The organism is Streptomyces sp. NPDC001933 (assembly GCF_042890955.1).
Classification (GTDB): Bacteria; Actinomycetota; Actinomycetes; order Streptomycetales; family Streptomycetaceae; genus Streptomyces.
Map to the genome: position 1 here is coordinate 80,043 of NZ_JBIASS010000011.1, position 22,827 is coordinate 102,869.

Consider the following 22,827-nt stretch of genomic DNA (forward strand, 5'->3'; position numbering starts at 1 on the left):
CGGGCCCCGCGGACGGTCAGATCAGGAGCCGGCGCGGCCGGGTCAGGTCAGGAGCCGTGCGCGGCCGGATCGTGCGCGGCCGCCCCCTTCGGCGATTCCTTTGCCGTGCCCTTCGGCGTGTCCTTCGCCGCGTCCGTCCGCGCGCTTCCGGACGCGGCCTTGTCCGGCGCCGCCTCGCCATGGGCCGTCATGTGGTGCGGTTCGTACCCCGGCACGGTGCCATCCGGCTTGGCGACCAGCAGCAGTCCGGCCATGCCCATGTCGGAGTGGCTCTGCACATGGCAGTGGTACATCCAGGCGCCCGCGCCCACGCGTTCGCCCGCGATGATCTGGAAGCCGAAGGAGTCCGCCGGGCCGACGATCTTCGTGTCGATGACCCGGCTCGGGTCGTCGGGGCCGGTGAGCAGCCCGGTCCGGTTGTCCGCCCAGCGATGACCGTGGATGTGGAACGTGTGGTAGTACTCGCCGTGCGTGATCATGACGACTTCGAGCCGGTCCCCCACCGTGGCCTCGAAGTTCGGGCTCTCGTGGGCGGGCTTGTTGTTGATCGTCATGTCGTTGAAGACGATCGTGATCGTCTTGTCCGGCAGGATGTCGCCCTGGCGCCGGACGATCAGCGGACCGTAGAGGCCCTTCCGGATGCCACCGGTGCCGTGGTCCGTGCCCACGACATGGTCGTGGTAGTGCCAGTAGCCCGCACTGCCCGGCTGCCAGGTGCCGTCCTTGCGCCGGCCCGGGGCATGGGTGCGCCAGGTGTAGGTCCGGGTACCGCCCGGTTCGACGATGCTCTTGTTCATCCGGGTGCCGTCGCTCGCGATGTCGTAGTCGACGCCGTGCGCGTGGAGGCTGGCCGCCACATCCGTCGTGTTCTCGAATTCGATGTGCAGAGTGTCGCCCTCGTTGATCTCGATGAGCGGCCCCGGGACCGACGCCTTCCCCCTCTCCAGGCCGTACCCCAGCTGACCGTCCGCCAGCTTCTCCGCGTACAGCTTGAGATGGCGGACCACACCGCCCGCCGGGGCGGTCCCCACCGCGGGTTCCGCCGAGCTGGCCTCGATCGCGCCGAGGGACAACGATGTCAGGCCGGTCGCGGCCGCCACCCCGCCGCCGACCAGCATCCGCCGGTTGAAGCTCCTTCTGTCCATGCCGAACTCCCCACCGATCCAAGGAATTTGGAGCGCCGACTCGCCCCGGACGGCCCACACCGTAGCCGGAGGATCTCCGTTTATCCACAGCCAGGACAAAGTTCGTGCAATTGCCGCCATAGCTATTGGCGGACCACGAAAAGAGGTCTAGCTTCATGCGCTGTTGCAGTGACCAAAGAGGGGTGGGTGACCACATGCAGCGCGCACCACATCACAGGTCCAGATCGCGACGCGGACTCGCGGCAGGCCTCGCGGCCGGCGCACTGACCGCTTCCCTGCTCGGCGCCAACGCGGCCGAGGCCAGGCCCTATCCGGAGCCGCCCGGCTCCCTGGCGACAACGTTGTCCCTGCCGTCGCCACCGGGCGGTGCCGACGTCAAGGTACTGGTGTTCCACGCCTCGGCCACCGAGGAGTCCCCGACGGTCGACGCCGGGATCGCGGCGATCGAGAAGATCGGCCTGAGCGGCCCGGAATCCGGCCGGTTCAAGACCGTCGCCACCGACGACCCCGCGGTCTTCACCAACGGCAAGAGGCTCGGCAGGTTCAACGCCGTGGTCTTCCTGACCGGCGGCGGCGACGTCCTCGACCCGGAGCAGGAGGCCGGCCTGGAGGCGTACATGGAGGCCGGCGGCGGCTTCCTCGGCATCCATGACGCCGCGCGCACCGAACCGTACTCGGACTGGTTCACCGGCCTGGTCGGTGCCCGCCCGGCGGCGGACAGCCCGGCCGCCGTGCAGCGCGCCACGGTCGAGATCGGCGACCGGCAGCATCCGGCGACCAAGAACCTCCCGCTGGAGTGGAAGCGTCCCGACAAGTGGCTGAACTGGACGAAGAACCCGTCCGGCTCGGTGCACACCGTGGCCCGGGTCCGTGAGATCACCTACAAGCCGGGCGCGAGTGCCAACGGCTGGGACCACCCGGTCTCCTGGTGCCGCGACTACGACGGCGGCCGGTCCTTCTACACGGCGATGGGCGGCACGGCCGACAGCTTCGCGGAGACCGACTTCCGCGACCATCTGCGCGGCGCGCTGGACTGGACGACCCGCATCTCGCAGGCCGACTGCAAGGCGACGATCGACTCCAACTACAAGGCCGAGCGCGTCACCCAGCCCAACCAGCCGGGGCAGAACGACCAGATCGGCGAGCCGCACGGCCTGGTCACCGCCCCCGACGGACGCGTGCTGTACATCGGGCGCGGCGGCGCCGACAGCAGCAGGCCGGTCGTCACCGACTGGAACGACCCCGACATCGGCAAGGGCCTCGGGCAGATCCACGTCTACGACCCGAAGACCAAGAAGGTCACCCTCGCCGGTGAGTTGACGGTCTTCGGCAACAAGGGCGGCGGCGACGAGCTGATCAAGGTCGAGGAGGGGCTGCTCGGCATCGAGCTGGACCCGGACTTCGAGAAGAACGGCTGGGTGTATCTGCACTACACCCCGCACTCGAAGCTGGACCGCGACAAGCAGATGGCGGTGCGTCAGGTCTCCCGCTTCACCATGGACCTGGCCACGAACAAGCTGGACCTGTCCTCGGAGAAGGTGCTGCTGAACTGGCCCGTCCAGGTCCACAGCTGCTGCCACGCGGGCGGCGGGATGGCCTGGGACTCCAAGGGCAATCTGTACATCGCGACCGGTGACAACAACTCCAGCCGCTTCAGTGACGGTTACTCCGGGAACAACCCGCAGCCGAACTACAAGGGCGTCTCGTTCGCCGACGCCCGCCGCACCGCGGGCAACACGAACAACCTCAACGGGAAGATCCTGCGGATCCACCCGGAGGACGACGGCACCTACACGCTGCCCGAGGGCAATCTCTTCACCGGCAAGGAGCCCGACGAGGGCGGTGGCAAGACCCGCGGCGAGATCTATGTGATGGGTGTGCGCAACCCGGCCCGGATCTCCGTCGACAAGTCGACCGACACGCTGTACGCGGGCTGGGTCGGTCCCGACGCGGGCTCGCCCTCCACCACCTGGGGCCCGGCCAAGTACGACACGTTCGCCGCGATCACCAAGGCGGGCAACCACGGCTGGCCGTACTGCATGGGCAACAAGCAGCCCTACCGGGACCGCAATCTGCCCGACCCCACCAAGCCGCTCGGCTGGTACGACTGCGACCACCCGAAGAACGAGTCGCCGAACAACGACGGCCTGGTGAACCTGCCGCCGGTCACCTCCAACACCATCTGGTACTCGCCGCAGGGCGGTGGCGTGGACTACCCGCGCGACGCCAACGGCATCCCGAGCTACAAGGCCGCGGAGCAGAAGCAGCTGCTGCCGTGGCTCAGGGGCGGCGGCCAGGCCACGATGAACGGCCCGGTCTACCGGTACGACGCGGCGAGCACCAGCGCCGACAAGTGGCCCTCGTACTGGGACGGCAAGTGGTTCGTCGGTGACTTCTACGACGACACCCAGCCCCGGCACGCCGTGCTCACCGACCCGAAGACTGTCGGCAAGGGCGGTCTGCCCACCCACGCCGAGTCCCTGCGGAAGATCATCCCGGTCGGGGCGGACGGCATCCGCAACCTGATGGACTGGAAGTTCGCCCCGGACGGTTCGCTGTACGTCCTGGACTACGGGCGCGGCTTCTTCACCTCCGACTCCAAGTCCGCGCTGTGGCGTGTGACGTACAAGGGCGGCGGTCCGACCCCGGCCGCCGGCGATCTGGCCAGAAAGGCGGCAACGCAGTGAGACATCGTCCGGTCCTCTCACGAAGGCGGTACCGTCCGGCCCGGTTGTGGCTGGCGCTGCTGGGTTCGTTCCTGATGGTGCTGGGGCTGACCTCGACGGCGGCGTACGGCCGTACGGCTGCTTCCGCCGACGCGGCGGCCGACCAGGTCCTCACCTGGACGGCGGGCGACCCCATCGACCACTATCTGTCCGCCCCGAAGACCGCGGTGGCCGGCAAGGCGACCATCGTCTTCGAGAACAGCGCGGCGACCGGCAACACCACCGGGATGCCGCACACCCTCACCTTCAGCGTCTCGGACCCGGAGTTCAACAACGACGTCACGCTGAACATCCTGGCCAACCCTGGCGACGACCAGGGCGGCAGGCACACCGCCGAGGTCACGCTCACGCCCGGCCGGTACTTTTACCACTGCACCATGCCGGGGCACGAGTCGATGCAGGGCATCCTCACCGTGACCGACGGCGGTGGCGGCGAGGACACCACGGCGCCCGGGACCTCGGCGAAGGTGGACGGTGACAAGAACACCGACGGCGCCTACATCGGTCAGGCGACGGTCACCGTCTCGGCGACCGACGAAGGCTCCGGCGTGGACACCGTCGAGTACGCGGTCGGGGCGGACGGCGCCTGGCAGCCGTACACCGCGCCGGTCGTGGTGACCGAGGTCGGTGCACACACCATCCGCTACCGGGCCACCGACAAGGCGGGCAACACGGCAGCGGAGAAATCGGTCGACTTCGCGGTCGCCGCACCGCCGACGGACGACAAGACGCCGCCGGAGACCTCGGCGACCGTCTCCGGCGAGAAGGACGACCAGGGGCGCTACCTGGGCATGGCGACGGTCACCGTGACCGCCTCCGACACCGGGTCCGGCGTCAACACCATCGAGTACGCGGTCGGGGCGGACGGCGCCTGGCAGCCGTACACCGCGCCCGTGATGGTGCACGAGACCGGTACGCACACGGTCCGCTACCGGGCCACCGACCGGGCGGGCAACACGGCGGCCGAGAAGTCGGCCGACTTCACCGTCGTCGCACCGCCGACGCAGGACAAGACCCCGCCGGAGACCTCCGCGAAGGTCGAGGGCGCCAAGAACTCCGACAACGCCTACATCACCAGCGCCAAGGTGACCATCACCGCGACCGACGCCGAATCGGGCGTGGACAAGGTCGAGTACTCGCTCGACGGCGGCCCGTACCTCGCGTACACCACCACCGTCATCGTCGACCGCATCGGCTATCACACCGTCGCCCACCGGGCCACGGACAAGGCCGGCAACACCTCCGTGGCGAAGCAGGTGTCGTTCACCGTCGCGGAGAGCGGCGGCGTACCGGCGCCGAACTGCCCGGAGTTCGACGAGCGGCTCACCGTCATCGTCGGCACGGTCGACACCGGGGTCCCCAACCGCATCACGGGCAACCGCTGCACCATCAACGAGCTGATCGAGGACGAGAAGGACTGGTCGTCGCACGCGCTGTTCCTCAAGCACGTCGACGGTGTCCTCGACAAGCTGCTCGCCGCCGGTGTGATCGACGCCCGTGAGCACAAGAAGATCTACCGGGCGGCCAAGCAGTCGGGGATCGGCATGCCGGGCCAGGACGAGGGCTACAAGAAGCTCTTCGACGGCACGGCGGAGTCCTTCGCCAAGTGGCAGCAGGTCGGCGGCGGGAAGTTCGGGCTGAACCCGGACGGCACGATCACCAGCTCCACCGCTGTCGACGGCATGGGCATGCTCTGGTTCCCGGGCCGGCAGTACGGCGACTTCTCGCTCAAGCTCCAGTGGCGCGACGACGCCCCCGGCGCCGGCAACGCCAACAGCGGTGTGTTCGTCCGCTTCCCGAACGTCCACGACAACCCGGAGGAGTCACGTCCGGAGTGGGTCGCCATCAAGTACGGCCATGAGGTGCAGATCCTCGACCGGCCGGACGGCGACATGTACAAGACCGGCTCGGTCTACGGCTTCGACCGGGTCGGTCTGGCCGGCGCCGGGGTCACTCCCAAGGGCACCTGGAACGACTACGAGATCCGGGTGGTGGACCAGCACTACTCGGTCTACCGCAACGGTGTCCTGCTGAACGAGTTCGACAACAACGGCGGTCAGGTCTTCGAGCCGCCGCGCGGCGACGACCCGGGCACCGACGGCCGGCGGTACGCCTCCGGCTACATCGGACTCCAGGTCCACAGCACCACGGACGTGGTCTCGTACCGCGACATCCGTATCAAGGAGCTGTAGCCGGAACCCGGATCAGGTGGCCGTGGCCGCATGCTGAGGCATGCGGTCACGGCCTCCGGGGTGCCGGTGGCGCAACACCCAGAAGACCGTGCAGGAGACCAGCGCCCAGCCGGCGAGGACCAGGTACGGGAAGACCCGCTGGTGTCCCTGGTAGTAGACGGCGGCGTGCTGGGCGTTGACCGAGGCGCCCGGGGGGAGCCAGCGGCCGATGAAGCCGAGCACCGACGGCAGCAGCGGCCAGGACACCGCACCACCGGAGGACGGGTTTCCGAGCATCACCATCAGTCCCCAGGTGGGGATCATCGCCCAGCGCCCCATCAGGGCGTTGAACATGGTGAAGACCATGCCCGTGGTGAACATGGTGAAGGCGAGGATCAGCCATGACTGGACGAACGGCAGGTCGACGGAACCGAGCAGCCAGTCCACCACGGCGGCGATGGAGAACCCGCCGAGCAGGGCGTAGGCGACGGTGAACCCGACCCGCTCCAGCGGCTCCAGCGCCTTGGCGTGCACACTCAGCTGGATGGCGCCGATGAACCCGACGATCACCGCGGCGAGCGAGATGTAGAAGAGAGCGAGGCCGCGCGGGTCGCCCCGCTGCAGGGGCTTCACGTCCGTGACCTTCACCGGCACATGGGCCGCCTCCCCCACCTTCAGCGTGGACTCGGCGAGCAACTGGGCGACCGAGGCTCCGGAAGCGCTCGCGACGTCCAGGCCGACCCCGCCGTTCTCGGACCGCAGGACGGCGAAGACCTTCTGCTCCTCCAGCGCGAGGCGGGCTCCGGCTTCGGTGGCGTACTCGTGCAGCACCAGCGAGGTGTCGAGTGCGCCCTCCAGCCGGTCGAGGAAGACCTTGTCGCGCGGGGCGTCGAGCTCTCCGACCACAGCGGCCGGGATATTGCGCGGGGTCGGGTTGGCCATCGCGTACGTGTAGGAGCCCGCGAAGAGGCCGGCCGCGGCCGCGATGATGAGCAGAAGCACGACGGCGGGCAGATACGGGGACGCCTTGAACTCCGACCATCGGTCACCGCGGGCCGGGGGCCGGGCATGTTCCCCGTGCGGCGCGGCGGGCTCCAGGTCGGGCGCGCTCACCCCTCGGCGTCCTGGTCGTGCCGGGCCCGGCTCGGCTGGACCCGCTTCGGCTCGCCCGGCATCTTCGGGTACTCCGGCGGGTAGGGCATGTCGCCGAGTCCGCGATCCCGCTCGTCCCGGTCCGCCAGCTCCAGCAGCGCGTCGAGCCGGAAGGCGTGTTCGTCCATGTCCGCGTGCACATCGCCCACGTCGGCGTAGCGCTTGGGCATGGTCCTGATGTCGAAGTCGTCCGGTTCGGCGTCGTCGATCTCCTCCCAGCGCAATGGGGCGGAGACCGGGGCGTGCGGGCGCGGGCGTACGGAGTAGGCGGAGGCGATCGTGCGGTCGCGGGCGGTCTGGTTGAAGTCGACGAAGATCCGCTCGCCGCGCTCCTCCTTCCACCAGGCCGTGGTCACCCGGTCCGGCATGCGGCGTTCCAGTTCCCGTCCGGCGGCGATGGTGGCCCGTCTGACCTCGGTGAACGTCCACTCCGGGACGATCGGGACGAAGACGTGGATGCCCCGGCCGCCGGAGGTCTTGGGCCAGCCGCGCAGCCCGTGGCCGTCGAGCACGGACCGCAGTTCGTGGGCGGCGCGCACCGCGTCGGCGTAGTCGGTGCCGGGCTGCGGGTCGAGGTCGATGCGCAGTTCGTCGGGGTGGTCGGTGTCGGCGCTGCGGACCGGCCAGGGGTGGAAGGTGAGGGTGCCGAGGTTGGCGGCCCAGATGACGGCGGCGAGCTCGGTGGGGCAGATCTCGTCGGCGGGCCGGCCGCTCGGGAAGGCGATCCGGGCCGTGGGGATCCAGTCGGGGAGGTTCTTCGGGGCCCGCTTCTGGTAGAAGAACTCGCCCTCGACACCGTCCACGAAGCGCTGGAGGGTGGTGGGCCGGTCGCGCAGCGCGCGGGTGATGCCGGGCCCCACGGCCAGGAAGTACTCGGCCACGTCCTTCTTGGTGTAGCCCTTCTCCGGGAAGTAGACCTTGTCCGGACTGGACAGCCTTACCGCCCGTCCGCCGGCTTCGAGCTCCACTGCTTTCACCGCTGCACCCATGACGGTCACGGTAGGCCGGGCTCACATATGCCGCATATCGGGAGACTTGCGCCCGATGGTGGGTGAGAATCGGGCCATGGATCTGCCGGTGATGCCTCCTGTGAAGCCGATGCTCGCCAAGTCCGTGTCCAGGATCCCGCCCGGCATGCAGTACGAGGCCAAGTGGGACGGCTTCCGGGCGATCGTGCACCGCGACGGCGAGGAGGTGGTGATCGGCAGCCGCACCGGGAAGCCGCTCACCCGCTACTTCCCCGAGCTGGTCACCGCCGTCCGGGACAATCTGCCGCCGCGCTGTGTGATCGACGGCGAGATCGTGATCGTGCACGACGGGCGGCTCGACTTCGACCGGCTCAGCGAGCGCATCCACCCCGCCGATTCGCGGGTGCGGCTGCTCTCCGAGCAGACCCCGGCCAGCCTGATCGCCTTCGACATCCTGGCGGTGGGGAACGATTCGCTGCTCTCCACCCGGCAGTCCGACCGCCGCGCCGTGCTGGAGGCGGCGCTGTCCGGTGCGTCGCCCCCCGTTCACCTCGCCCCGGCGACCACGGACCCGGACCTCGCCCAGGAGTGGTTCGAGCTCTACGAGGGCGCGGGTCTGGACGGTGTGGTGGCCAAGCCGCTCGACCTGCCCTACCGCCCGGACACCCGGGTGATGTACAAGATCAAGCACGAGCGGACCGCGGACTGCGTGGTGGCGGGCTACCGCTTCCACAAGAGCGGCCCGGTCGTCGGCTCGCTGCTGCTCGGCCTGTACGACTCCGATGGCGTGCTCCAGCACGTCGGAGTCTGCGCGGCCTTCTCGATGAAGCGCCGCGAGGAGCTGGTCGCGGAGCTGGAGCCGCTGCGCGTCGATTTCGCCGGCCACCCCTGGGCGGCCTGGGCCGATGCCGAGGCGCACGAGCGGGCCCGGCTGCCCGGGACGCAGAGCCGCTGGTCCGGGAAGAAGGACCGGTCATGGGTGGCGCTGCGCCCGGAGCGGGTCTGCGAGGTGGCGTACGACCACATGGAGGGCGACCGCTTCCGGCACACCGCCCGGTTCCGCCGCTGGCGGCCGGACCGCACCCCGGCCGGCTGCACCTACGCGCAGCTGGAGGAGGTGGTGCGGTACGACCTGGCCCAAGTGCTGTCAGCCGGCGGACGCTGAGCCCGACGGTGTGGCGCACGGGTCCTCGGTGGTGCTCGGGTCCGGGTCCGGGGACTCGGTGGTTCCGGCCGTCCCGCTCGGGTCCGGTGACGGTGATTCGGTGGGGCAGCCGGGGCCCGGCTCGGTTGTGCCGGGGTCGGGGCTGGTGCCGGGGTCCGGGGTGGCCGGTCCGCTGTCGGTGGGATCGGGTGAGCCGGTGCCCGGGTCGGTGGGGTCCGGGGATCCGGTCGGTGATCCGGTGGGCTTCGGGGTGGTGGACGGCGAGGGCTGGTGCGAGCCGCCGGGCTGCGGGCCCACGATGATGCCGCCGTCCGGGGCGCCGGGGCCGCCGACCGGGTGCTTCGGCTTGTTCGGTCCGCCCGCGCCGGGGCTCCTGGGCACGGTGCCCTTGCCGTCGGCCACCGGGTGGATGCCCTTGCGGTAGAACTCCAGCCAGGACAGCACGGTGCGCAGATAGGTGTCCGAGTGGTTGTAGCTGAGGATCGCCCGGTCCAGATCGGCCTTCACCGACAGATCGCGCGGCCCGGCGCAGAGGTAGTGCCCGGCGGCGAGTGCGGCGTCGTAGATGTTGTTCGGGTCGCGGCGCCCGTCACCGTTCCCGTCCTGCCCCCAGTGGGCCCAGGTCGAGGGGATGAACTGCATCGGGCCGACCGCCCGGTCGTAGTTCCGGTCGCCGTCGTACGCGCCGCCGTCGGTGTCCGGGATGTTGGCGAAGCCCGCGCCGTTGAGTACCGGCCCGAGGATCGGTGAGAGCGTCGTGCCGTGGGCGTCGACCCGGCCCCCGCCCGCCTGGCCGGACTCGACCTTGCCGATCGCCGCGAGTAACTGCCACGGCAGCCGGCAGTCGGGGTCGGTCCGCCCGAGTGCGCTCTCCGCCTTGCGGTAGGCGGCGAGCACCGTGGCCGGGATGCCCGCCTCGGACCACGACCGGGCGGCGGCCGGGCTCTGCTTCTTTCCGGCCTTCGGCGGCTTCGGCGACTGCAGCGGCGGCAGTTCGGTGTGGTACGAGTCGTCGTTGGGTACGTGCGACCACTTGACCTCTTCGGTCTCCGGGCGCTCCTTCGGCGGCGCTTCGTGAGCGGCGATCCCCGGTGCCTGGGACGCGGTGAGCGCGGCCATCGCGACGACCGCGGCCGCCGTGCCGCCGAGTCCGCGGCGCATCGTGCCGTTGAACCTCATGCGTGCTCCCCTCTCCCCCCGGGTCACCGGGTGAACGTATCGATGGCCGAGATCCGCCAGGTGTCGCCGCGGCGAACGGCGTCCACGGCGAACATGGCCGCCGCGTAGGTCGTCTCGTCCGACTTGCCGGTACGGGTGTTGCTCTGGTCGGCGAAGACCAGCAGCCGGGCCCGGTCGCCGTCCAGGAGCTCCACACCGCTGTCGGTGACGGTCGTGGTGAGCACGAGCTTCTGCTTCTGCCCCTGGGCCCGGACCTGGGCGAGCATGTCCTTGTGCTGCTGCACCGCCTCGCCGACCAGGTGGGTCCTGGCCGCGTCCTCGGAGTTGGCGGGCGAGGCGTAGTTGTACGAGAAGACTGCGCCGACGGCGTCGGCGATCTGGCCCTTCACCTCGCTGGTGCGGCCGATGTCGGTGAGGGCGGTGTTCTGCCGGGACGGGTCGTCGCGCAGGCTGCCGGCCGAGGTGAACGCCCAGGCGGCGAAGGCCCCGAGCAGCACGGTGAGGGCGCAGAGGACGGCGGGCAGCCGGATCCGGAGACGGGACGGCCGCTCACCCTTCGGTTCCTTCTTCGCCGGGGCCGCTGCCGGAGCGGCGTCGTCCCCGCCCTCGTCCTGCGTGGCCTCGTCGTCGGTGACGGTGTCCTTCGCGGACGGGTCCGGCGCCGCTCCGTCGAGTGCGGTGTCAGGGGTCGCGGTTCCGCGCGCCGGCGCGGCGGCGCGCTCCGCGGCGACGGTGGCCAGGCGGCGCTGACGGTTGACGAGGTGACGGGTCGTCGACATGTCCGGTGGTCCTCTCGGTGGCGGGGTGGGAGTCGGTGGCCTCGGAGGCGGTCGGGTGACCGCCTCTCAGCCGGCCGTGTTGCCGACGGGTGCCTGGCCGAGGGCGCTGAGCTTCCACCCCTCGGAGGTACGGCTGAGCCGGCCGAGCATCCGGCTCTCCTTCACCGCGGGCTTGCCCTTCGGCGCGGTCACGGTGACCCGCAGCGCCACCATCACTCCGGCCTTCCCGGCCCGGTCGTCGAGTTCGGTCACCGCCCCGGACAGGATCCGGGCCGTGCTGACCGTCTTCGCCTCCTGGATCTGTTTCACGAACGCGTCCCGCCCGTCCACGAGTTGCTGGTGCAGATCGCCGGTGGTGGAGTCCTCCCAGCTGTCGAGGCCCTTCGCCAGCCTCCGGTGGTCCAGCGTGTTCATGTTCTGCACGGCCTGCTCGCCCGCGGCCAGCGCCTCGTCGCGCGCCTGCGCGTACGCCGCCGACTCGTCGTGCGCGGCCTCGTAGCGGGAGACTCCGCCCCAGGCCGCCGCACCGGCCGCCACGACGGTCAGCACGACCGCCGCCGCCATCAGCGGGTTCCTCGTGATCCGTACCCGTGCCATTGCTGTCTCTCCCCTGCCGGCCGATCCGTACCGAGTTGCGCGTGTGTGGGCACTGCTATCTGGAGGTGATCTCGACCACGGTCCAGTGGCCGTCCCGGAGTTGGGCGGTGACGGAGAGCTGGGCGGCCGCCGTGGTGGCCGGCTTGCCCTCCCGCTCGTAGACCTGGTCGAGGAAGACCAGCAAGTGGGCGCTGTTCTCCGTCAGCCGGGTCACTCCGGCCCGCACGACGTGGGTGGTGAGGGTCAGCTTCTGGTCGGCGGCCTGCTTCTCGACCTGGCCGAACAGGGCGGCGTACTGCTGGAGCGCCTTGCCGGCCAGGAGCTGCTTCGCCGATTCCTTGGTGACGGCGGTGGCCTGGGGGCTGTAGGAGAAGACCTTGCCCAGTGCGTTGCTGACATCGCCCGCGACCCGGGTGGTCGCCTCGCTGTCGGTAAGCGCGCGGTTCGAGGTGGCGGGGGTGTCGCGCAGCGCCCTGCCCTGGGCGAAGAGCACGCCGCCCGCCGCGAGCAGTGCGACGGCCAGGACCGCCGCCACGACGCGCGGCCACCGCCGGACCGGGGCGGGCGGTTCGGGCTGCCCCTCGTCGGTGGCCGCGTCGGGTCCCTCCGCGGCCTCTTCGCGTTCCTCGACGTCCCGCGCGTCCACGTCCGTGCTCACGACCGCCGTCCCTCCCTGCTGTTTCATGCGCCGCTCCCGACCGGGATCGCCGTGAGCGCCTTGACCTTCCAGCCGTCCGCGGTCCGGGACAGCGTGGCCTCGAAGCGCTTGCGCTCGGTGCCGCCCTTTCCGGTGCGCGGGGTGACCTCGACGTCGACGGTCGCGATCAGCTCCGCCGTCCCGGTCCGCTCGTCGAGCGCGGTGAGCGCCGCGTCGGTGACCTTCCCGCGTGCGGTGGCACCGGACTTGGTCAGTTCCTTCGCGTCCTTGCTCCGGGTCCGTCCCAGCTGGTCGTGGAGCGGCCCGGTCGAGGCTTCGAGCCAGGCGCCGAGGCCGGCGTCCACGCTCCTGGCGTCCTTGGCGTCGAGGCTGTTCAGCCGGGCGAGGTGGTGCTTCCCGTCGGCCAGCGCGGCATCGCGGCTCTTCGCGTATGCCAGGCTGTCGTCGCCGCGCGCCCGCGCGTACGACCAGCCGCCGAGGGCGCAGACGAGCGCCGCGACGAGCAGCACCGCCCAGCCGGTCAGGGTCCTGGTCCGGAACGTCATCGGCCGCCTTCCTGTCCGAGGCCCAGCAGTCCGGCCATGCCGTCCCCGGACGCCGGGCTGCGGCCGGTGACACCGAGCGCGCCCGGGAGCCGGTCCGCGTCGCCGCCGAGCAGCATCGAGCCGGGCTCGGCGGGCTCGGGCACGGCGCCGCCCTTCGGAGCGTTGGCGCTGCCCCGGACGTTGATGCCGGTGCCGGGCGAGGAGGTGCAGCGGGCCTTGGTGTTGACCGGCGGCCCGGCCGAGGTGTCCAGGCCACTGCGGTAGACGGTGCCGCCGTATCCGGCGGTGCAGGGCAGGGGTTCGAAGAAGGTGACCGACATGCCGAACCGGGCGCCGTTCTCGTCGATCGCGCTGGCCCCCGCGGCCGCCACCGCGGGCAGTTTCACCAGGAGTTCCTCGATGCCGCGCTGCCGGGTGACGGCGACCTCGGAGGTGGTGAGGAGGTTGGCGACGACGACACCGAAGCTCGGGTCGAGGTCCCTCAGCAGTCCGCTGATCTGTCCGGTCGCGTCGGGAGCGACCGCGATCAGCTTGCGCAGATCGGTGTCGGAGCTCTTGAGCTGGGCGGCCAGTTCCTCGGCCCCGGAGGCGAAGCCCTTGAGCGCTTCGCCCTGTTCGGCCTGGGTGCGCAGCACGGTCCGGCCGTCGGCCATCAGCCGGGTGTTGACGGGCAGTGCGTCGTCGGCCGCCTGAACGAACTCGCTCCCGGTGTCCAGCAGCACCTGGAGGTCGTCGCCGCGCCCCTCGAACGCGGTGCCGAACTCGTCGACGACCGTGCGCAGGGACTCCAGGTCGACCGAGCCCGCCAGGTCGTTGACGCTGGTGAGGACATCGGTGACGGGCGCGGGGACGGTGGTGTCGGCCTGGTCGATGACGGAGCCGTTCGCCAGATACGGGCCCTCGGTGCGGGTGGGCCGCAGGTCGACGTACTGCTCGCCGACCGAGGAGAGGCTGGCGACGACGGCCTTGAGGCCGTCCGGGATCTTCGGGGCGTCCTTCTCGATGCGCAGTTCGGCCTCGACCCCGTCGTCGGTGAGCTCGATCGGCCCGACCCGGCCCACCGAGACACCGCGGTAGGTGACGTTGGAGTGGGTGTACAGCCCTCCGGTGCGCGGGAGTTGGACCGTGACGGTGTAGTAGCTGCGCAGCCCGATGTAGTGGCCGAGGTCGGCGTAGCGCACTCCGAGGAAGCCGAGCACGAGCACCGCGATGATCAGGAAGGAGATGTTCTTGAGCCGGATGGCGAGGGTGATCATCGGCTGCTCCCGTTCGTGCCCGCCGTCGGGACCGCGGGGAGGGGCAACGGCAGTGCCCGGCTGGTTCCGCCGGTACCGGTCCCGGTCCGCGGCGGGACCGCCGGGACGATCGGCGGGACGATCTGTGTGCCGGGCATGGCCGTCACATCCAGGTAGACGTTGAGGTAGTCGCCCTTCACCCCGCGCAGCACCTCGTCCGTGAAGGGGTAGGTGAGCAGCACCTGGAGGGAGTCGGGCAGGTCGCGTCCGGAGTCGGCGAGCGCCTTGAGGCTGGGGGCGAGGGCCTTGAGGTCGGCGATCATGTCGGCCTTGCTCTTGTTGACCGTGTCGACGGCCACGGTGGAGAGGGTGTCGAGCGAACGCAGCATGGTGAGGAGCGAGCCGCGCTGCTTCTCCAGGACCTTCAGGCCGGGGCTGAGCCCGGTGAGGACCGTGCCGACGTCCTGTTTGCGGGTGGCGAGGGTGGCGGAGAGCCGGTTCACCCCGTCGAGGGCGTCGGTGATGTCCTTCTTGTGGCCGTCCAGGTTGGTCACGAGGGTGTTGACCCGGCCGAGCATGGAGCGCATCTGGGGTTCGCGCCCGGCGAGCGCCTTGTTGAGCTCGGTGGTGATGGTCTTGAGCTGGTTGACGCCACCGCCGTTGAGCAGCATCGACAGGGCGCCGAAGACCTCTTCGACCTCGGGGTTCCGGTTGGTCCGGGTCAGCGGGATGCGGTCTCCGTCGGCGAGTCTGCCCTGCGCGGTGCCGCGTGCCGGGGCGGCGAGCTGGATGTACTTCTCGCCGAGGAGGCTGGACTGTTCCAGGTGGGCGTAGGCGTTGGCGGGCAGTTCGACCTTGCCGTTGACGCGCATGGTGACCTTGGCGTTCCAGCTGCCGGAGCCCAGGGAGACCTTGGTGACCCGGCCGACGGCGACATCGTTGACCTTGACCGATGCCTGCGGGGCGAGGCTGAGTACGTCGGCGAATTCCGCGGTGATCTCGTACGGGTGGTCGCCGAGGTCGGCGCCGCCGGGCAGCGGCACCTGGTCGATCCCGGTGAATGACGGCAGGCCGGAGACGGTGACGACGAGGGCCAGGCCGACGCCCACGGCCAGCACCGCGGCGATGCCGGTCGTGCGGGGTCCGGGTCTGCGCAGCGTGCGGCTCATCGGTTCGCCCCCTTCTTCTCCGTGGCGGTCTTCTCCGGGGTGCCGTAGACGGTGCCGACGGCCGGGAGCGGCAGGGTGGGCAGCGCCTTGCGGCGTGCGCCGTCCACCGGGGTGAGGCCGGCGAGTCCGTTCGCCCCGGTGAGCGGTCCCATGGAGAGCTCGTTGAGGTTGGTGCGGCCGTTGAGGGTGCGGTTGACCGGGTCGTAGGCGTTGACGACGTTGCCCGCGGCGAGCGGCAGCGTGTCCATCGACTCGGCGAGCGAGGCCCGCTGGTCGACCAGGGTCTGGGTGAGCGGCACCAGGGCGTCCACGTTCGCCTTCAGGGCGCCGCGGTTCTTCTGGATGAAGCCCTTGACCTGGGCGAGTGCGGTGCCGAGTTCCTTCAGTGCGGCGCCGAGGTTCTCCTTGTCGTCGGCGAGGAAGCCGGTGACCGAGTTGAGCTGCTGTTCGGCGGCCCGCACATTGCCGTCGTTGTCCTTCAGCATGGTGGTGAAGGTCTGGAGGTAGGACAGCGTGTCGAAGAGGTTCCCGCTGCTGCTGTCGAGGGTCTTGGTGGCCTTGCCGAACTGCTCGATGGAGTCCCCGATGGCCTTTCCGTTGCCGTCGAGGTTCTTGGCGCCGGTGTCCAGGAGTCCGGAGAGCGCGCCGTCGGCGTTGGCTCCTTCCGGGCCCAGTGCCTTGGAGAGCTCCGTGATGGAGTCGTACAGCTGGTCCACCTCGACGGGTGTGGCGTTGTTCGCAGCCGGCAGTACGGCGCCCTCCGCGAGCTCCGGTCCGCCGTCGTAGGCGGGGGCGAGCTGGATGTAGCGGTCGGCGACGAGGCTGGGGGCGACGACCACGGCGTGCGCCTCCTTGGGCACCTTGACGCCCTTGTCGACGCGGAGGGTCACCTCGACCTCCTTGCCCCGGGGCGTGACCGATTCGACCCGGCCGACCCTGACGCCGAGGATCCGCAGGTCCGATCCGGCGTAGACGCCGGTGGCCTGGTCGAAGTAGGCGGTGACGGTGGTCGTTCCCTCGTCGTCCATGGCCATCACGCCGGTGGTGGCCGCGACGGCCACCACGGCGAGTCCGGCGCCGATGCCGACGATGCGCTTCATTCTCATGTCAGCGGCCGCCTTGCTGCTTGGGTGGCTTGCACTCGGCCCCGGCGGGGGTGCCCGCGGGCACGTACTCCTTCGGGACGACTCCGCAGACGTAGTTGTCGAACCAGCGGCCGCTGCCGAGGGTGTTGCCGACGAGCCGGCTGTACGAGCCGGCCAGCGAGAGCACCTTGTCGAGGCTCTTGCGGTTCTTCACCAGTACGGCGGTGACCCGGCCGAGCGAGTCCAGGGTGGGCTTCAGCTGTTTGTTGTTGTCCTTGACGAGGCCGGTGAGCTGGGTGCCCAGGTTCTTGGTGCCGGTGAGCAGCAGGTGGATGGAGTCGCGGCGGGCCTGGATCTCGCCGAGGAGCAGGTTGCCGTCCTCCAGCAGGGTTTCGAAGCTGCTCTTCTTGTCGGCCAGGGTCTTGGTGAGTTGCTTGCTGCCCTTGAGGAGGGTGGCGAGCTGGGCGTCCCGTTCGGAGACGGTCTTCGAGAGGGCGGAGAGCCCTTCGGCCGCGCTCTTCACGTCCGGCGGGGAGTCCTTGAAGGTGGCGGAGATCGTCTCGAAGCTCTTGGCGAGCTGTGCGGTGTCGATCTCCCCGATGGTCTCGCCGAGTCCGTTGAACGCCTGGGTGACGTCGTACGGGGAGGTGGTGCGGCTCGCCCCGATGCGCTCGTCCGGGTCCTGCGGGGCGTCGCCCAGCGGGTCGACGGCGAGGTACTTCTCGCCGAGCAGGGTCTTGATGGCGATGCCCACGGTGGAGGAGTTGCCGATCCAGACGTCCTTGACCTTGAAGCCGACCTTCACCTTGGGGCCGTCCAGCGAGACGCTGGTGACCTCGCCGACCTTCACTCCGGCGACTCGCACCTCGTCGCCCTCGCTCAGTCCGGCGGACTCCGTGAAGTCGGCGCTGTAGGTGGTGCCGCCGCCGATGAAGGGCAGCGAGTCGACGCGGTAGGCGCCCAGGCCGATGAGGGCGAGCACGACCAGCCCCACAACGGCCACGGCGACGGGGTTGCGTTCCCGTACGGGTTTGATCCTCATGACTGGCACCTCGGCTTCCTGACCTCGATGCCGGTGGGCGGGGTGCTGCCGTCCTCGGTCGTAACTCCGCTGACCTTGGCCTCGCAGAGGTAGAGGTTGAGCCACGATCCGTACGAGGTGAGCCTGCTGATCGCCGCCATCTTGGCCGGGGTCTTCTGCAGGAAGTTCTCGATCTGCGGGGTTCCCTTGCCCAACTGGTCGGAGAGGCGCCCGAGTTGCTTGATGTCACTCTTGAGCGGTGCCCGGCCGTCCTCCAGGAGGTCCGCGGTGACGGTGGTGAGCGCACCCATGGCGGTGACCGCCTTGCCGAGGGGTTTGCGGTCGCCGGCGAATCCGGTGACGAGCTTCTGCAGGGTGACGACGAGGTCGTCGAATCCGGCCTCGCGGTCGTTGACGGTCTTCAGGACCGTGTTGAGGTTCTTGATCACCTCGCCGATCACCTTGTCCTTGGCGGCGACCGTGCCGGTCAGCGAGCCGACGTGCGAGAGGATGCTGTCCACGGTGCCGCCCTCGCCCTGGAGCACCTGGACGATGGATCCGGCCAGTTGGTTGACGTCGGGCGGGGAGAGCCCTTCGAAGAGCGGCTGGAAGCCGTTGAAGAGCTGGGTGAGGTCGAGCGCCGGGGTGGTGCGGGAGACCGGGATGGTCGCCCCGGCGGCGAAGCTCCGGCCGACCGGTCCGGCCCCCTGGTCGAGGTCGATGTAGCGCTGGCCGACCATGTTGAGGTACTTGATCGAGGCGGTCACCGACGCGGGGAGCTTGCGCCCCTTGCGGACGGCGAAGCCGACCTCGGCGAGCCTCTTGTCGGCCACCCGGATGGACTCGACCTGCCCGACCTTCACCCCGGCGATCCTCACGCTGTCGCCGACGACCAGTCCGGTGGCGTCGGTGAACCTGGCCTTGTACGTGGTGGTGTCGCCGACGCCCGTATTGGCGATGGACAGCGCCAGCACGCTGGTGGCCAGCACGGTCACCAGGATGAAGACGATGGATTTCGTGAGCGGAGCGGCGAGAGAGCGGCGCTTCACTTGAGCTTCACCTCCGCACCGCGGAAGGCCGGACCGATGAGCACGCTGCTCCAGTCGGGCAGGGTCTGCGGCTGGACCTTCAGTGAGGGAGCGACCAGCTCGTTGACGAGTTGGCTCTCCTGCGGGGAATTGGGCATGCCGAGACCGGACTCGGGGTCCGACGGCGCGGTGCCGGCCGGTTCTTCGGCGGGTGTGGTGCCGGGTGCGGTGACCGGCACCGCCGCGCGGGTGTCCGCGGTCGGTACGGATCTGCCCACGTACGGCACGGAGTAGCAGTGCGGTCCGCCGGTCGCGTCGTAGACCGGGGTGTCCTTGCCGGGAACGTACTTGCCCTTGGACTTCACGGACTTGACGGTGACGTGGAGTCCGGGCCGGTCGGTGCCCTTCCCGAGCGCCTTGTCCATGGCCGGGACGAAACCGGCCAGGGTCCGCAGGGTGCAGGGGAATTCGGCGGAGTACTTCGCCAGCAGTTCCAGTGTCGGCCTGCTCTCGGCGGAGAGCCGGATCAGGTTGTCCCTGTTCTCCCGCAGGAACGAGGTGAGGTCCTGGGCGGAGGCGGTCGTGGACCCGTACAGCCCGGCGAGTTGCGCCTGCTGTTCGGCGATGGTGCCGCTGGTGGTGGTGAAGTCGGTGAGTGCGTCGAGGATGTCGGGGGCGGCGTCCCCGTACACCTTGCTCACCTTGACGAGTTCCTTGATGTCGGCGTTGAGCGTGGGCAGCTGGGGGTTGAACTTCGCCAGGTGGGCGTCGAGCGTGGCGAGGGTGTCGCCGAGCTTCTCGCCGCGCCCCTGGAGGGCCTGGGAGACCGCGCCCAGGGTGGCGGCGAGCTTCTCCGGCTTGACCGCGGTGAGCAGCGGCAGGACGTTGTCGAGGACCTCTTCCAGCTCGATGGCGTTGCTGGAGCGGTCCTGCGGGATGACGGAGCCGGCCCGCAGCGGCTGCGTGGAGGGCAGTTCGGGCGGTACGAGGGCGACGAACCGTTCCCCGAAGAGCGTGGTGGGAAGCATCTGGGCTGTCACGTCGGCCGGGATCCGGTCGAGCTTGTCGGGGTCGATGGCCAGGGTGAGCCGGGCCCCCTTCCCGTCCGCGGCGATGCCGCGGACCTGGCCGACGACGACGCCGCGCAGCTTCACATCGGCGTTGTCGTGCATCTCGTTGCCCACGCTGGAGGTGCGTACGGTCACGGTGGCGTCGTCGGTGAAGTCCTTCCGGTACACCGAGACCGAGACCCAGACGAGTACGGCGGGTACGAGGAGGAAGGTGACTCCGGCGAGTCTGCGGCGGACGGTCTGCGTCCGGTGGGAGTTCATCAGCCGGCCACCTTCACCGTCGTGGTCGCGCCCCAGATCGCGAGGGAGAGGAAGAAGTCGGTGACGCTGATGAGCACGATGGCGTTGCGCACCGAGCGCCCGACCGCGACGCCCACTCCGGCCGGCCCGCCGGTGGCGTGGAAGCCGTAGTAGCAGTGGGCGAGGATCACCATCACGCTGAAGATCAGCACCTTGAGCACCGACAGCAGCACGTCGTCCGGGGAGAGGAAGAGATTGAAGTAGTGGTCGTACGTGCCCTCGGACTGGCCGTTGAACAGGACCGTGATGTACCGGGACGCCAGGTACGAGGAGAGCAGCCCGATCGCGTACAGCGGGATGATCGCGACGACCCCGGCGATGATCCGGGTGGAGACGAGGTACGGCATGGACCGGACCCCCATCGCCTCCAGGGCGTCGACCTCCTCGTTGATCCGCATCGCGCCGAGCTGGGCGGTGAAACCCGCGCCGACGGTCGCGGAGAGTGCGAGTCCGGCGACGAGCGGGGCGATCTCGCGGGTGTTGAAGTAGGCGGAGATGAAGCCCGTGAAGGCTGAGGTGCCGATCTGGTTGAGGGCCGCGTACCCCTGGAGACCGACGACGGTGCCGGTGAAGAGCGTCATCGCGACCATCACGCCGATGGTGCCGCCGATGACACCGAGGCCGCCGCTGCCGAAGGCCACTTCGGCCAGCAGCCGCTGGACCTCGCGCAGATAGCGGCGAAGGGTCCGCGGAACCCAGATCAACGCACGTACGTAGAAGGTGAGTTGTTCACCGGATCGGTCGAGCCAGCTGAGCATCGACATCGGTCAGCTCCCCTTCGCGGGGACGATCTGGAGGTAGATCGCCGTGAGGACCGTGTTCACGAAGAACAGCAGCATGAAGGTGATGACGACGGACTGGTTCACCGCGTCACCGACACCCTTGGGGCCGCCGCGCGGGTTGAGTCCCCGGTAGGCGGCGACGATGCCCGCGATGAAGCCGAAGATCAGCGCCTTGACCTCGCTGATGTAGAGGTCGGGGAGCTGGGCGAGGGCGGAGAAGCTGGCCAGGTAGGCGCCGGGGGTGCCGTGCTGGAGGATCACGTTGAAGAAGTAGCCGCCGAGCGTGCCGACCACGGAGACGAGCCCGTTCAGCAGTACGGCGACCAGCATGGTGGCGAGGACGCGGGGGACGACGAGGCGCTGGATGGGCGAGACGCCCATGACCTCCATCGCGTCGAGTTCCTCGCGGATCTTCCGCGATCCTAGGTCCGCGCAGATGGCGGAGCCCGCGGCGCCGGAGATCAGCAGGGCCACGATGATGGGGCTGGCCTGCTGGATGACGGCGAGGACGCTGGCGCCGCCGGTGAACGACTGGGCACCGAGCTGCTGGGTCAGCGAGCCGACCTGGAGGGCGATGACCGCGCCGAACGGGATCGATACGAGTGCGGCGGGCAGGATGGTGACGCTGGCGACGAACCAGAACTGCTCGATGAACTCCCGCACCTGGAAGGGCCGTCGGAAGACCTCCCGGCTCACGGTCGCGGCGAGCGAGAACAGCTTCCCGGTCTCGCGCAGCGGGGAGAGCAGCCGGTTCGGGGCCTTCTGCTCCGGCCGCTGGGACGGCGTCGCGCCGACCGCCTCGGCCGAGGGCGGCTCGGGGGGCCGCACCGGCATCGGGGCCGTCACAGGCGTTCACCGCCCACGGCCGGGGTGTAGCTCTTCATGATGGCCGTGCGGGCGGCCTCGGGCAGCTGGCCCATCATCGACAGGACCCGTTCCCGGCGGCGCAGCGCGGCCTGCCGGACGGGCATGCCGGGCGAGGGCTCCAGCTGGGGTACGACGGTGCGGGGGGCGTTGGCGGAGCTGATGCCGACCCCGTAGCCGTTCATCTCCTCCTCGGCGAGGGTCGCGGCGTCCTTCTCCTCCGCCATCCCGATGGGTCCTTCGCGGCGTCCCGCGAGGAACTGGGAGACGACCGGCATGTCGCTGGTGAGCAGCACCTCGCGCGGTCCGAAGGTGACGAGGTTACGGCGGAAGAGCATGCCCATGTTGTCCGGGACGGTGGCCGCGATGTCGAGGTTGTGGGTGACGATCAGCATCGTCGCGTCGATCTGTGCGTTGAGATCGATGAGCAGCTGGGAGATGTACGCGGTGCGGACCGGGTCTAGCCCGGAGTCCGGTTCGTCGCAGAGGATGATCTGCGGGTCCAGGACGAGGGCGCGGGCCAGGCCGGCCCTCTTGCGCATTCCGCCGGAGATCTCGCCCGGCAGCTTGTCCTCGGCGCCGAGCAGACCGACGATGTCGATCCGCTCCATGACGATCCGGCGGATCTCCGATTCCTTCTTGCGGGTGTGTTCACGCAAGGGGAAGGCGATGTTGTCGAAGAGCGACATCGATCCGAAGAGGGCGCCGTCCTGGAACATGAGCCCGAAGAGTTTCCGGGTCTCCATGATCTCGCGTTCCGGGCTGTTCACCATGTCGACGCCGTTGATGAGGACGCGTCCCTGCTCCGGCTTCAGCAGACCGATGATGGATTTCAGGAAGACGGTCTTTCCGGTGCCGGAAGGCCCGAGCATCACGCTCACTTCACCGGCGGGCAGTGTGAGGGTGACGTCCTGCCAGATGTTCTGCTTGCCGAAGGACTTCGTGAGGCCCTCGACGACTACTTCGATTCCCATCGGCCCTCCTTCGAAGTTGTTGTGAACGAAGTCATCTGTCAGCGCTCCGGCTCTGAGAAATGCGTTGGCGGCTCGTCACACATGCACCAGGAGGCGCACGCTATGTCCGCCGAAACCGCCAGGACAAGCCGTTGAACAGCGGAAATCGACGAACCGGGCTCTCGGTGTGGATCATTTGTCACCGAGTGACAAAGCCGGATGCGGGCTTTGTCGA

At 69.7% G+C, this 22,827-nt stretch carries 20 protein-coding genes; 3 read left to right on the forward strand and 17 right to left on the reverse strand.

Going from position 1 to position 22,827, the window contains the following annotated elements; genetic code table 11:
* Nucleotides 1-47: 47 nt before the first annotated feature.
* A complete protein-coding gene (locus ACFYY7_RS25610) occupies nt 48-1,145 on the reverse strand; it encodes a multicopper oxidase domain-containing protein (protein WP_388664859.1) in 1,098 nt (365 codons plus the stop codon).
* Between the two features lie 194 nt (nt 1,146-1,339).
* Between ACFYY7_RS25610 and ACFYY7_RS25615 the strand changes: the two genes are divergently transcribed.
* Both ACFYY7_RS25615 and ACFYY7_RS25620 read left to right on the forward strand, forming a co-directional pair.
* Entirely contained in the window at nt 1,340-3,832 is a 2,493-nt protein-coding gene (locus ACFYY7_RS25615; protein ID WP_388664861.1) for a ThuA domain-containing protein, read from the forward strand.
* Nucleotides 3,829-6,063 carry an OmpL47-type beta-barrel domain-containing protein gene (locus ACFYY7_RS25620; protein WP_388664863.1) on the forward strand — a complete coding sequence of 745 codons (2,235 nt, stop codon included), beginning with the start codon at nt 3,829-3,831 and terminating at the stop codon, nt 6,061-6,063. Before ACFYY7_RS25615 ends, ACFYY7_RS25620 begins: the two co-directional genes overlap by 4 nt.
* A gap of 12 nt (nt 6,064-6,075) precedes the next feature.
* On the opposite strand, the gene ACFYY7_RS25625 is transcribed toward ACFYY7_RS25620, so the two are convergent.
* On the reverse strand, nt 6,076-7,155 hold the full coding sequence (locus tag ACFYY7_RS25625; RefSeq protein WP_388664864.1) for an ABC transporter permease: 1,080 nt from the start codon (nt 7,153-7,155) through the stop codon (nt 6,076-6,078).
* Nucleotides 7,152-8,162, reverse strand: coding sequence for a non-homologous end-joining DNA ligase (gene ligD / locus ACFYY7_RS25630; protein WP_388665222.1), 1,011 nt, complete (start codon nt 8,160-8,162; stop codon nt 7,152-7,154). The genes ACFYY7_RS25625 and ligD overlap by 4 nt, the downstream gene beginning before the upstream one ends.
* Nucleotides 8,163-8,259: 97 nt before the next feature.
* On the opposite strand from ligD, the gene ACFYY7_RS25635 reads away from it, so the two are divergent.
* Nucleotides 8,260-9,327 carry an ATP-dependent DNA ligase gene (locus tag ACFYY7_RS25635; protein WP_388664866.1) on the forward strand — a complete coding sequence of 356 codons (1,068 nt, stop codon included), beginning with the start codon at nt 8,260-8,262 and terminating at the stop codon, nt 9,325-9,327.
* On the opposite strand, the gene ACFYY7_RS25640 is transcribed toward ACFYY7_RS25635, so the two are convergent.
* From ACFYY7_RS25640 to ACFYY7_RS25705, 14 genes are all read right to left on the reverse strand, one after another.
* Nucleotides 9,310-10,506, reverse strand: coding sequence for a lytic murein transglycosylase (locus tag ACFYY7_RS25640; RefSeq protein ID WP_388664868.1), 1,197 nt, complete (start codon nt 10,504-10,506; stop codon nt 9,310-9,312). The genes ACFYY7_RS25635 and ACFYY7_RS25640 overlap by 18 nt on opposite strands.
* A gap of 23 nt (nt 10,507-10,529) precedes the next feature.
* Nucleotides 10,530-11,285, reverse strand: coding sequence for a hypothetical protein (locus ACFYY7_RS25645; protein WP_388664870.1), 756 nt, complete (start codon nt 11,283-11,285; stop codon nt 10,530-10,532).
* A gap of 66 nt (nt 11,286-11,351) precedes the next feature.
* The gene (locus tag ACFYY7_RS25650) at nt 11,352-11,849 is read right to left on the reverse strand and encodes a nuclear transport factor 2 family protein (RefSeq protein WP_388665224.1); all 498 of its coding nucleotides are present in this window, start codon (nt 11,847-11,849) and stop codon (nt 11,352-11,354) included.
* An 88-nt stretch (nt 11,850-11,937) separates the two neighbouring features.
* On the reverse strand, nt 11,938-12,567 hold the full coding sequence (locus ACFYY7_RS25655) for a hypothetical protein (protein WP_388664872.1): 630 nt from the start codon (nt 12,565-12,567) through the stop codon (nt 11,938-11,940).
* Nucleotides 12,564-13,085, reverse strand: coding sequence for a hypothetical protein (locus tag ACFYY7_RS25660; RefSeq protein WP_388664874.1), 522 nt, complete (start codon nt 13,083-13,085; stop codon nt 12,564-12,566). The genes ACFYY7_RS25655 and ACFYY7_RS25660 overlap by 4 nt, the downstream gene beginning before the upstream one ends.
* A complete protein-coding gene (locus ACFYY7_RS25665; protein ID WP_388664876.1) occupies nt 13,082-14,341 on the reverse strand; it encodes an MCE family protein in 1,260 nt (419 codons plus the stop codon). The genes ACFYY7_RS25660 and ACFYY7_RS25665 overlap by 4 nt, the downstream gene beginning before the upstream one ends.
* Nucleotides 14,338-15,489: an MCE family protein gene (locus ACFYY7_RS25670; protein WP_388664878.1), complete on the reverse strand. Its 1,152-nt coding sequence runs from the start codon at nt 15,487-15,489 to the stop codon at nt 14,338-14,340. Before ACFYY7_RS25670 ends, ACFYY7_RS25665 begins: the two co-directional genes overlap by 4 nt.
* Complete coding sequence (locus tag ACFYY7_RS25675; RefSeq protein ID WP_388664880.1) at nt 15,486-16,595, reverse strand: MCE family protein; 1,110 nt, start codon at nt 16,593-16,595, stop codon at nt 15,486-15,488. Before ACFYY7_RS25675 ends, ACFYY7_RS25670 begins: the two co-directional genes overlap by 4 nt.
* 1 nt (nt 16,596) lies before the next feature.
* Nucleotides 16,597-17,616, reverse strand: a complete 1,020-nt coding sequence (locus tag ACFYY7_RS25680; RefSeq protein ID WP_388664882.1) for an MCE family protein — start codon at nt 17,614-17,616, stop codon at nt 16,597-16,599.
* Entirely contained in the window at nt 17,613-18,644 is a 1,032-nt protein-coding gene (locus ACFYY7_RS25685; protein ID WP_388664884.1) for an MCE family protein, read from the reverse strand. Before ACFYY7_RS25685 ends, ACFYY7_RS25680 begins: the two co-directional genes overlap by 4 nt.
* Entirely contained in the window at nt 18,641-19,954 is a 1,314-nt protein-coding gene (locus ACFYY7_RS25690) for an MCE family protein (protein ID WP_388664886.1), read from the reverse strand. The genes ACFYY7_RS25685 and ACFYY7_RS25690 overlap by 4 nt, the downstream gene beginning before the upstream one ends.
* Complete coding sequence (locus ACFYY7_RS25695; RefSeq protein WP_266728076.1) at nt 19,954-20,757, reverse strand: ABC transporter permease; 804 nt, start codon at nt 20,755-20,757, stop codon at nt 19,954-19,956. Before ACFYY7_RS25695 ends, ACFYY7_RS25690 begins: the two co-directional genes overlap by 1 nt.
* A 3-nt stretch (nt 20,758-20,760) precedes the next feature.
* Nucleotides 20,761-21,621, reverse strand: coding sequence for an MlaE family ABC transporter permease (locus ACFYY7_RS25700; protein WP_388664888.1), 861 nt, complete (start codon nt 21,619-21,621; stop codon nt 20,761-20,763).
* Nucleotides 21,618-22,613: an ABC transporter ATP-binding protein gene (locus ACFYY7_RS25705; protein WP_388664890.1), complete on the reverse strand. Its 996-nt coding sequence runs from the start codon at nt 22,611-22,613 to the stop codon at nt 21,618-21,620. The genes ACFYY7_RS25700 and ACFYY7_RS25705 overlap by 4 nt, the downstream gene beginning before the upstream one ends.
* Between the last annotated feature and the right edge of the window lie 214 nt (nt 22,614-22,827).